9 protein-coding genes are annotated in these 8,816 nt (G+C 57.8%); 5 read left to right on the forward strand and 4 right to left on the reverse strand.

What is annotated here, in order from left to right; translation table 11 throughout:
- The first annotated feature begins 8 nt into the window (after nucleotides 1-8).
- The 5 genes from VNZ65_RS22470 (at nucleotide 9) to yacG (ending at nucleotide 3,853) form a co-directional block, all read left to right on the forward strand.
- Nucleotides 9-1,229 (forward strand): type II secretion system F family protein, encoded by a 1,221-nt coding sequence (locus VNZ65_RS22470; protein WP_325673032.1) that lies wholly within the window; start codon nucleotides 9-11, stop codon nucleotides 1,227-1,229.
- Nucleotides 1,229-2,095, forward strand: coding sequence for an A24 family peptidase (locus tag VNZ65_RS22475; RefSeq protein WP_325673034.1), 867 nt, complete (start codon nucleotides 1,229-1,231; stop codon nucleotides 2,093-2,095). Before VNZ65_RS22470 ends, VNZ65_RS22475 begins: the two co-directional genes overlap by 1 nt.
- 6 nt (nucleotides 2,096-2,101) lie before the next feature.
- Nucleotides 2,102-2,755 (forward strand): dephospho-CoA kinase, encoded by a 654-nt coding sequence (gene coaE, locus VNZ65_RS22480; protein WP_325673036.1) that lies wholly within the window; start codon nucleotides 2,102-2,104, stop codon nucleotides 2,753-2,755.
- A 132-nt stretch (nucleotides 2,756-2,887) separates the two neighbouring features.
- Nucleotides 2,888-3,643 carry a cell division protein ZapD gene (zapD, locus tag VNZ65_RS22485; RefSeq protein WP_325673038.1) on the forward strand — a complete coding sequence of 252 codons (756 nt, stop codon included), beginning with the start codon at nucleotides 2,888-2,890 and terminating at the stop codon, nucleotides 3,641-3,643.
- A gap of 21 nt (nucleotides 3,644-3,664) precedes the next feature.
- Entirely contained in the window at nucleotides 3,665-3,853 is a 189-nt protein-coding gene (gene yacG / locus VNZ65_RS22490; protein ID WP_325673040.1) for a DNA gyrase inhibitor YacG, read from the forward strand.
- Nucleotides 3,854-3,882: 29 nt separating this feature from the next.
- Here yacG and mutT read toward each other — a convergent pair whose 3' ends face one another.
- From mutT to secA, 4 genes are all read right to left on the reverse strand, one after another.
- Complete coding sequence (gene mutT / locus VNZ65_RS22495; RefSeq protein WP_062119207.1) at nucleotides 3,883-4,299, reverse strand: 8-oxo-dGTP diphosphatase MutT; 417 nt, start codon at nucleotides 4,297-4,299, stop codon at nucleotides 3,883-3,885.
- 11 nt (nucleotides 4,300-4,310) lie between these two features.
- Entirely contained in the window at nucleotides 4,311-5,189 is an 879-nt protein-coding gene (locus tag VNZ65_RS22500) for an ATP-binding protein (protein WP_325673043.1), read from the reverse strand.
- 157 nt (nucleotides 5,190-5,346) lie between these two features.
- Nucleotides 5,347-6,585, reverse strand: coding sequence for a bifunctional glutamate N-acetyltransferase/amino-acid acetyltransferase ArgJ (gene argJ, locus VNZ65_RS22505; protein ID WP_325673045.1), 1,239 nt, complete (start codon nucleotides 6,583-6,585; stop codon nucleotides 5,347-5,349).
- Between the two features lie 183 nt (nucleotides 6,586-6,768).
- Nucleotides 6,769-8,816 (reverse strand): preprotein translocase subunit SecA (gene secA / locus VNZ65_RS22510; protein ID WP_325673046.1); only part of this gene is annotated, 2,048 nt, incomplete at its 5' end.

Genomic DNA, 8,816 nt, shown 5'->3' on the forward strand with positions numbered 1-8,816 from the left:
AATAGTTCATGGCAACAGCGGCAAGCTCACGTCAGGTCAAGGAATTGGTTTATCTTTGGGAGGGCAAGGATAAAAAAGGCAAGGTCGTGCGCGGCGAACTGCGCGCAGGCAGCGAGACCGTGGTTAACGTCACCATGCGCCGGCAAGGAATCCTGGTCACCAAAGTCAAAAAGAAGACCTTCCGCAGCGGGAAAAAAATCTCGGAAAAGGATATCGGCCTGTTCACCCGCCAGCTGGCGACCATGATGAAAGCCGGTGTGCCGCTGCTGCAATCCTTCGATATCGTAGCCAAGGGCCATGCCAATCCATCGGTTTCCAAGCTGGTGAATGATATTCGCGGCGATGTCGAGACAGGCACCAGTTTGAGCCAGGCTTTCCGCAAGTTCCCGCTGTATTTCGACCCGCTGTTCTGCAACCTGGTCGGTGCCGGCGAGCAGGCAGGTATCCTGGAAGACTTGCTGGAACGGCTAGCAATCTATAAAGAAAAAACGCTGGCTATCAAAGGCAAGATCAAGTCGGCATTGTTTTATCCTATTTCCATCCTGGCGGTGGCGTTCATTGTCACTGCGGTCATCATGATCTGGGTAGTGCCGGCGTTCAAGCAGGTGTTCTCAAGTTTCGGCGCAGATTTGCCGGCGCCTACCCTCTTCGTCATGGCGATCTCGGATTTCATGGTGGGCAACTGGTACATCATTTTCCCCACCATATTTGCCGGCTTGTATTTGTTTTTCCAATCCTGGAGACGTTCACTCAAGATGCAGCGCGTCATGGATCGTTTGCTGTTGAAAGCGCCGATTTTTGGCGAAGTGATCCGCAAAGCCACGATTGCACGCTGGACCAGAACCCTGGCGACCATGTTTGCCGCTGGCGTGCCTTTGGTCGAGTCGCTCGACTCGGTCGGTGGCGCGTCCGGCAACGCTGTATATCTGGATGCGACCAAGAAAATCCAGAGCGAAGTGAGTACCGGCACCAGCTTGACTACTGCAATGGAAAACGCCAACGTGTTCCCGAATATGGTGACGCAGATGGTTTCCATTGGCGAAGAATCGGGTTCGCTGGACCAGATGCTCGGCAAGGTCGCCGATTTCTATGAAGCAGAAGTCGACGATGCGGTAGCCTCGCTGTCCAGCCTGATGGAGCCTTTGATCATGGTGATCCTCGGCGTCCTGATCGGCGGCCTGGTGATTGCCATGTATCTGCCTATTTTCAAACTGGGTTCGGTGGTCTGATGCAAGAAGGTATTTTTTTCCTGGCGGCGGGGAGCCTGCTTCCCACCGCCATCGCAGCTATTTTTGGCTTACTGATTGGCAGTTTCCTGAATGTCGTGATTCATCGGCTGCCGATCATGATGCAGCGCGAATCGGATAACTACGTGGCGCACGAAAGCGGCCAGCCGCTGCCGCATACCGACCGCTACAACCTGGTAGTACCGCGTTCTGCCTGTCCGCAATGCAAACACCAGATCGGCGCGCTGGAAAACGTGCCGGTGCTGAGCTATCTGGCCTTGCGCGGTAAATGCACCTCCTGCAAGACGCCGATCTCAGCGCGCTATCCGATCGTGGAGGCATTTACCGGCGTCCTTTCGGGGCTGCTGATCTGGCATTTCGGCAGCGGCTGGGCTGGCCTGGCGACCCTGGTCTTTGCCTACCTGCTGATCGCCATGACGTTTATCGACGCCGATACGCAGCTGCTGCCTGACGACCTGACCCTGCCGTTGCTGTGGCTGGGCTTGCTGCTGAATATTTCCGGCTTGTTCGTACCGCTCAGCGAAGCGGTGATCGGCGCCGCCGCCGGTTACCTGAGCCTGTGGCTGATCTACTGGGCATTCAAGCTGCTGACAGGCAAGGAAGGCATGGGCTACGGCGATTTCAAGCTGCTGGCGGCGCTGGGCGCCTGGCTGGGCTGGAAAATGCTCCCCATTATCATCCTGTTCTCGTCGCTGGTAGGCGCCGTGGTCGGCCTCGTCCTGATCATCGTTGCCCGCCGCGGACGCGACATTCCCATCCCATTCGGCCCATATCTGGCAGCCGCCGGCTTGCTGGCGCTGTTCTACGGCCACACAATCATGGAAACTTATTTCAATTTCGTTGCCTAACACCGCATGAACCCGCGCCATGCCAGCAATCCCGCCCCACCAGCGCCGCTCAAGCCAAGATTCAGGGTTGGCCTGACCGGCGGCATCGGCAGCGGCAAGAGCACCGTCGCCGACATGTTCGCTGAACGCGGCGCGGCCGTCATCGACACCGATGTCATCGCGCGCCAGCTGACGGCTCCTGGCGGCATCGCAATTGCACCAATCAGAGCCCGTTTCGGCGATGATTTCATCGATGCCAGCGGCGCCATGGACAGAGCCAGGATGCGCGCCCATGTATTCTCCGACCCGACGGCGAAGCGGCAGCTGGAAGCGATACTGCACCCCCTGATCCGCACCGAGACAGACTATGCCGGCGAACGCGCGGCAGGTTCGTATCTGATCTTCGCCGTACCGCTGCTGGTCGAGTCCGGCAACTGGAAACAGCGGGTTGAGCGCATACTAGTCATAGATTGCGATGAACAGGTCCAGCTGCAGCGCGTCATGCAGCGTAACGCACTGACTGAGCCACAGGTGCGCGCCATCATGGCGACGCAAGCCACCAGAGAGCAGCGCTTGCAGGCTGCCGACGACGTCATTGTCAATGACGCCGGACTCGCGGCGCTATTGCCGCAGGTAGAGCGCTTGCACGCCTTATATGAGGCATTTAGCCGATCGTTATAAATGGTATAAAGCCATATGCGCTTGCCACGCAAATCTATCGCGTAATGTTAAAAACAGACCGGCATTTGTAATTTCTGTTCGCATCGTTCAGAATCATGTCTTATCTGGCTCAAATTTTTAAGGGATGTCACTTTGATCGTCTACGAATATCCTTTCAACGAGCGCATTCGCACCCTGTTGCGGCTGGAAGATCTGCATGAAAGATTCGGCTTCTTCGTGCACCAGGAAAGTCCGCTGCAGCACCATATCGCGCTGTCCACCATTTTTGAAATGCTGGAGGTCGCCGGGCGCGCCGACTTGAAATCGGATCTGCTGCAAGAGCTGGAACGACAAAGACAAACCCTGCTCGGCTTCAAATCGAATCCGAATGTAGCGCCGGACATGCTGGACGCCATCCTGCAAGAGATCGACCGCATCAGCACCGCCTTGATGGCGACCCAGGGCAAGACCGGCCAGCACATCCGCGACAATGAATGGCTGATGAGCATCCGCGGCCGCACCATCATCCCCGGCGGCGCCTGTGAATTCGACCTGCCGTCCTATTACGCCTGGCAGCAACATCCTGCGGAACAGCGTTTTGCCGACATTCTCGGCTGGTTCGGACCGCTGGCGCCCTTGCTCGACGCTATCAGCATCGTGCTGCGTTTATTGCGAGAAACCGGAAGTTCGGTAAAAATAGATGCACAAAACGGTAGTTACCAGCAAATGCTGCAAGGAAAATCTTATCAGATGCTGCGCCTGATCATCGACGAGCAATTGCAGGCGATTCCTGAAATATCCGCCAACAAGTATATGCTGTGGGTGCGCTTCACCTCGCAAGGCGGCGACCTCAAGCCCAAGGCTTACGAAGGCGATGTGCCGTTTGAACTGACCTTGTGTAATTTTTAATTGTTTTTTGAATAGAGTTGTATGACTACTACCGTCGATTGCCCAACCTGCGGCACAAAAGTTGAATGGATTGCAGCAAACAAATTCAGGCCGTTTTGCTCGGAGCGCTGCAAGCAGATCGATCTGGGCGCCTGGGCTGAAGAGAAATATGCCATCCCGGCAGTCAATCCGCCAGACGAGATCGACGACGATAGCAAGCTGAAGCAATAATTTTCCACAATTTACGAGAAGATAGACGCTTAAACTGGCATTTCACGCCGCAACTCGTCCAGCCACTCAATCAAAGGGATGGCCGCCGGCAGCAGAGGCTCGACGCCGACGCTGCCCTGCCAGGAAAAAGCCTGGCCTTCCAGGCTTTGCGGTTCGCCCTGCCAGTCGCGGCTGATGTAAAAGTGCAGGCGGACGTGTGCATGGGCGTATTGATGCTCGATGCCGCACCATGGCTCGGCAGAATTGACCTCTATTCCCAGCTCCTCCAACAGCTCGCGCTTCAGCGCATCGAAAATCGATTCTCCAGACTCGACCTTCCCACCCGGAAATTCCCAATAGCCCGCCATCGGCTTGCCCTCGGGCCGCTGGCCGAGCAGCACATCGCCATTCGGCTTCATCAAAATGCCGACGGCTACGTTGACCGGCAATATCTGTTCTTTTGTCATCAAATTCCTGCTTAATCGTTGCTGTTCATGCGGCCGGCATAATCACGCGCAAACTGCCAGGCGACCCGGCCGGAGCGCGAAGCCCGCTGCAAGGCCCAGCGCAAGGCGTCGGCGCGCGCTTCTGCGATCTGCTCGGCGTTGCAGCCGAAATGACCGAGCCAGTGGCCGACAATATCCAAGTAGTCGTCCTGCTTGAAGGGATAAAACGACACCCACAAGCCGAAGCGTTCGGAAAGTGAAATTTTTTCCTCGACGGTTTCGCCCGGATGCAGGTCGCCGTCTTCAGTCGTCTTGTAAGTAGCATTGTCGGACATCCGCTCAGCCAGCAGGTGACGGCGGTTGGAGGTGGCATAGATCAAGACGTTGTCCGACTGTGCTGCTATGCTGCCGTCCAGCGCCACCTTGAGCGCCTTGTAACCGCTCTCGCCCTCTTCAAACGACAGGTCGTCGCAGAAGATGATGAAACGCTCGGGACGCGATGCTACCAGGTCGACGATATCCGGCAAGGCCGCCAGATCGTCCTTGTCCACCTCGATCAGGCGCAACCCTTGAGACGCATACTGATTCAGGCAAGCCTTGATCAAGGATGACTTGCCGGTGCCGCGAGCGCCGGTCAGCAGCACATTATTGGCCGGCCGGCCGTCGACGAACTGGCGGGTATTCTGGTCGATCTGCTGCTTTTGCACTTCGATATTATGCAAATCGGCCAGGGCGATATCCGAGATGTGGCCCACCGGCTGCAGATAGCCGCCGGCCGCGCCGCCGCGATGGCGCCAGCGGAAAGCAGTTGCAGCGCTCCAGTCAGGCACGGCATTGGCGCTGGGTAGAATGGATTCGAGACGGCCCAGCAGGGCCTCGGCGCGGATAAGAAACTGGTCTAGTTGGGTCATGGCTCAAGAAATCAGGAATGCAGGCAATCGGATGACGCTGGCTGACTATCATTTTGACGCAAAGGACAATGATAGTAGATGAATATTATTCGTCGCACTGACTGCGCGCCGGGGCCGCGGCCGGAGCAGAACCGGCCGCAACTCTTTTTACAGCAGCTCAGGAACGGTAGTCTGCGTTGATCGATACGTAGTCGTGCGACAGATCGCAAGTCCAGATAGTCGCCTCAGCGTCGCCGCGCGCCAGCTGCACACGCACCGTAATTTCGCTTTGCTTCATCACGCGCTGGCCATCCGCTTCCTGATATTCAGGATTGCGGCCGCCGTTCTTGGCCACCAGCACATCGTCCAGGTACAGGTCCAGCTTGCTGACATCCAGGTCGTCGACGCCGGCATAACCTATCGCGGCCAGGATGCGGCCCAGGTTAGGATCGGAGGCAAAGAACGCCGTCTTCACCAGTGGCGAATGGGCAATCGAGTAAGCGATCTTGCGGCATTCCGCGACATTCTGCCCCTGTTCGACCGTCACCGTGATGAATTTGGTGGCGCCCTCGCCGTCGCGGATGATCATCTGCGCCAGGTGCTGCGAAATATCGGTGACTGCGGCCGCCAGTTCGGCATATTCAGGACTGTCGACGCTGGTGACTTCCAGCTCGCCGGCGCCGGTGGCGATCAGCATGAAGGAATCGTTGGTCGAGGTGTCGCCATCGATCGTGATGCAGTTGAAGGAACGGTCGGCAGCCTGCCGCACCATCTTCTCCAGCACGGGCTGCGCCACTTTTGCATCGATCGCCAGGAAACCCAGCATGGTCGCCATGTTCGGCTTGATCATGCCGGCCCCCTTGCTGATGCCGGAAAAATTCACCGTTTTGCCGGCGATGACCAGGCTGCGCGAGGCCGCTTTCGGCTGCGTATCGGTAGTCATGATGGACTCGGCGGCATTGAACCAGTTATCGCTCTTCAGGTTGCCGATCGCCAGCGGCAAGCCGGCAATGATGCGCTCGACCGGCAGCGGTTCAAGAATCACGCCGGTGGAAAACGGCAAGATCTGCGCTGCATGGCAGTCCAGCAATTCCGCCAGCGCATCGCAGGTCGCATTGGCTGCCGCCAGGCCGGCTTCGCCGGTGCCGGCGTTCGCGTTGCCGGTATTGATCAGCAGTGCACGGATGGGCTCGCCGGAGATCTCGGCAGCGGCCAGATGCGCCTTGCTGACCTGCACCGGTGCGGCGCAAAAACGGTTTTGGGTAAACACGCCGGCAACGGTAGCGCTTGGCGCCAGTTTCATCACCAGCAAATCCTTGCGATTCGCCTTGCGCACACCGGCTTCGGCATGGCCAAGCTCGATGCCGGCAACGGGCAGAAGGTCAGCAGCAACAGGAACGGGGGAATTGACGGCCATGAGAATCCTTAACTAAATATAAATATTAACGTTGATAACTACAGCATCTAGATGCTGCTGAATGCGGCCAGCACGATATTTTAAGGCGTATGGCCAGGCTGCGTGCGATCTGCTGCAACAAAAGCAAAGGGCGGAGATCTCTCCGCCCTGCTCTGCTTCTTCAACCACGGCTGGCCACAGCGTTTACATCAGCTGGCCATGGCATTGCTTGTACTTCTTGCCGCTGCCGCAAGGACAAGGATCGTTACGGCCGACCTTCGGCACTTCGCTGGCCGACTGCGACTCGTCGCTACGAGCCGTTGGCGCCAGCAGTGCTTCTGGCGCTGCCGCCGGATCAAAGTCAGCATGCTGATAATGGACATTTTCAACATGCGACTGCGCCAGTTCTTCTTCCACCGCAGCGATTTCTTCGCGGTTTTCGATGCGCACCGTCATGACAACCTTGACCACTTCATTCTTGATCAAGTCCAGCATCTGGCCGAACAATTCAAAGGCTTCGCGCTTGTATTCCTGCTTTGGATTCTTCTGTGCGTAACCGCGCAGATGGATACCTTGGCGCAGATGGTCCAGCGCCGCCAGATGCTCGCGCCAATGGCTGTCGACGCTTTGCAGCATGACGCTGCGTTCGAAGCCGGCGAACGATTCCTTGCCGACGATCTCGGTCTTGGCGGCATAACTGGTTTCGGCAGTCTTCAGTACGCGTTCCAGCAATTCTTCGTCGGTCAGGTTCGGCTCCGACTTCAGCATCTCGCCCAGCGGTACTTCCAGGTGCAGCTCGTTGGCCAGGGTCGCTTCCAGCGCAGGAATATTCCATTGCTCTTCCAGCGACTCCGCCGGCACGTGGGTGCGGAAAGTGTCGTCCAGCACGCCTTCGCGCAGCGATGCCACGGTCTCTGACACGCCCTGCGATTCCAGCAATTCATTACGCTGCTGATAGATCACCTTGCGCTGGTCGTTGGCGACGTCATCGTATTCAAGCAATTGCTTGCGGATATCGAAGTTGCGCGCTTCCACCTTGCGCTGCGCCGATTCAATCGAGCGCGACACGATGCCGGCTTCGATCGGCTCGCCTTCCGGCATTTTCAGGCGGTCCATGATGGCGCGCACGCGGTCGCCGGCGAAAATGCGCAGCAAGGCGTCGTCCAGCGACAGGTAGAAACGGGAAGAACCCGGATCGCCCTGGCGCGCGGCACGGCCGCGCAACTGGTTATCCACCCGGCGCGATTCGTGGCGTTCGGTGCCGATGATGTGCAAACCGCCGGCATGCACCACGTGGTCATGCAGCGATTGCCATTCGTCGCGCAGCTTGTCGGAACGCAGCTGCTTTTCGGTTTCGCTCAGCGCTTCGTCGGCTTCGATGAACTGGATCTGCTTCTCGACATTCCCGCCCAGCACGATATCGGTACCGCGACCGGCCATGTTGGTGGCGATCGTGATCGCTTTAGGACGGCCGGCCTGGGCAATGATTTCCGCTTCGCGCGCATGCTGCTTGGCGTTCAGCACATTGTGCGGCAGCTTGGCTTTGCTCAGGATGTCGGCCAGCAGCTCTGAATTTTCGATCGAGGTGGTGCCGACCAGCACCGGCTGTCCGCGCTCGTAGCAATCCTGGATATCCTTGAGCATCGCATTGTATTTTTCCTGCGATGTCTTGTAGACCTGGTCCTGGCGGTCTTTACGCTGGTTCGGACGATTTTGCGGGATCACCACGGTTTCCAGGCCGTAGATTTCCTGGAATTCGTAAGCTTCGGTATCGGCAGTACCGGTCATGCCGGCCAGTTTGCCGTACATGCGGAAATAGTTCTGGAAAGTGATCGAGGCCAGGGTCTGGTTCTCGTTCTGGATCTTGACGCCTTCCTTGGCTTCCACCGCCTGGTGCAAGCCGTCCGACCAGCGGCGGCCGGTCATCATGCGGCCGGTGAATTCGTCGACGATGACGATTTCGCCGCCCTGCACCACATAGTGCTGGTCCTTGAAATACAGCGAATGCGCGCGCAGCGCAGCGTACAGGTGATGGATCAGGCTGATGTTGGCAGCGTCGTACAGCGACGCGCCTTCCGCCAGCAAGCCCATGCTGGTCAGGATCTGCTCGGCCTTTTCGTGGCCGGCTTCGGTCAGCAAGACCTGGTGCGCCTTCTCATCCTTGGTGTAATCGCCGGGCAATTCAACCTTGCCCTTGCCGTCCGGCGTTTCTTCGCCGATCTGCTGGGTCAGCAGCGGCGGCACTTCATTGA

Origin of the sequence: Collimonas sp., from assembly GCF_035566555.1 — a bacterium.
Classification (GTDB): domain Bacteria; phylum Pseudomonadota; class Gammaproteobacteria; order Burkholderiales; family Burkholderiaceae_D; genus Collimonas.